The 2,189-nt window shown below is 53.5% G+C and carries 1 tRNA gene and 1 rRNA gene; both read left to right on the plus strand.

The features are described 5' to 3' along the window. The first annotated feature begins 440 nt into the window (after window positions 1–440). Window positions 441–1,980, plus strand: a 16S ribosomal RNA gene (locus ACQUWM_RS19115). Between the two features lie 111 nt (window positions 1,981–2,091). Then, window positions 2,092–2,168: transfer RNA gene (locus tag ACQUWM_RS19120), tRNA-Ile, on the plus strand. Window positions 2,169–2,189: the final 21 nt, after the last annotated feature.

The following is a 2,189-nucleotide window of genomic DNA, read 5'->3' on the forward strand; positions in this document are numbered from 1 at the left end:
AAAAGCTCGTTGACACCTCGCCTGAGCTCTGTAGAATGCGCATCTCTTTCGAGGGGTAAGCCACTTAGGCGGCTCCGGATTCGGAAGGCAACTGTTTGAAAGTATTGAAGAAAACGAGTTTCAAATTTCTTCAGAAAGCAGTTGACAAGGTGGCGGTTCAGTGTAGAATGCGCGCCTCGATACAGCAGTAAGCCGGTTCATTTTTCGGCGGTTTCCGGAGACGGAAACAACGGAAAATAAACGGTTGACAAGGCGGCGGAGCGATGTAGAATACGCCACCTTGATCGGGCAAGCCCCGAACGCTCTTTAAAAAGTTAACCAAGTAATTCGTGTGGGCGCTGGCCGAGGTATTTCGGATACGAAATATCAGGACAGTGACTCGTCGAAATTGAGTTTTGTCTTGAGCAAGAATAGAGAATCTTCGGATTCTTGTATGATTTAAACTGAAGAGTTTGATCATGGCTCAGATTGAACGCTGGCGGCAGGCTTAACACATGCAAGTCGAGCGGTAACAGGGGGAGCTTGCTCCCCGCTGACGAGCGGCGGACGGGTGAGTAATGCTTAGGAAACTGCCCAGTAGTGGGGGATAGCCCGGGGAAACCCGGATTAATACCGCGTACGCCCTTCGGGGGAAAGCAGGGGATCTTCGGACCTTGCGCTATTGGATGTGCCTAAGTCGGATTAGCTAGTTGGTGGGGTAAGAGCCTACCAAGGCGACGATCCGTAGCTGGTCTGAGAGGATGATCAGCCACATCGGGACTGAGACACGGCCCGAACTCCTACGGGAGGCAGCAGTGGGGAATATTGGACAATGGGGGCAACCCTGATCCAGCCATGCCGCGTGTGTGAAGAAGGCTTTCGGGTTGTAAAGCACTTTCAGTGAGGAGGAAAACCTTATGGCTAATACCCATGAGGCTTGACGTTACTCACAGAAGAAGCACCGGCTAACTCCGTGCCAGCAGCCGCGGTAATACGGAGGGTGCAAGCGTTAATCGGAATTACTGGGCGTAAAGCGCGCGTAGGTGGTTTGATAAGCGAGATGTGAAAGCCCCGGGCTTAACCTGGGAACGGCATTTCGAACTGTCAGGCTCGAGTGTGGTAGAGGGTAGTGGAATTTCCTGTGTAGCGGTGAAATGCGTAGATATAGGAAGGAACACCAGTGGCGAAGGCGGCTACCTGGACCAACACTGACACTGAGGTGCGAAAGCGTGGGGAGCAAACAGGATTAGATACCCTGGTAGTCCACGCCGTAAACGATGTCTACTAGCCGTTGGGACTCTTGAAGTCTTAGTGGCGCAGCTAACGCACTAAGTAGACCGCCTGGGGAGTACGGCCGCAAGGTTAAAACTCAAATGAATTGACGGGGGCCCGCACAAGCGGTGGAGCATGTGGTTTAATTCGACGCAACGCGAAGAACCTTACCTGGCCTTGACATGCAGAGAACTTTCCAGAGATGGATTGGTGCCTTCGGGAACTCTGACACAGGTGCTGCATGGCCGTCGTCAGCTCGTGTCGTGAGATGTTGGGTTAAGTCCCGTAACGAGCGCAACCCCTATCCCTAGTTGCTAGCAGTTCGGCTGAGAACTCTAGGGAGACTGCCGGTGACAAACCGGAGGAAGGTGGGGATGACGTCAGGTCATCATGGCCCTTACGGCCAGGGCTACACACGTGCTACAATGGTGCGCACAGAGGGCTGCAAACCCGCGAGGGGGAGCTAATCTCACAAAACGCATCGTAGTCCGGATCGGAGTCTGCAACTCGACTCCGTGAAGTCGGAATCGCTAGTAATCGTGAATCAGAATGTCACGGTGAATACGTTCCCGGGCCTTGTACACACCGCCCGTCACACCATGGGAGTGGATTGCACCAGAAGTGGTTAGTCTAACCTTCGGGAGGACGATCACCACGGTGTGGTTCATGACTGGGGTGAAGTCGTAACAAGGTAGCCGTAGGGGAACCTGCGGCTGGATCACCTCCTTAAACGAAGCCGAATGCTTCGGTCAGAGTCCACACGAATTACTTGGTTGGCTAATAAAGAGAGCAAAAGGGTCTTTCGGACCCGACTTGGCTTGTTGTAGGACAAGCAAAACCGGGTCTGTAGCTCAGGTGGTTAGAGCGCACCCCTGATAAGGGTGAGGTCGGTGGTTCAAGTCCACCCAGACCCACCAGAATTGCGTGGCTCGTCGTTG

The sequence above is a fragment of the Marinobacter sp. DUT-3 genome (assembly GCF_050379435.1).
GTDB lineage: Bacteria > Pseudomonadota > Gammaproteobacteria > Pseudomonadales > Oleiphilaceae > Marinobacter.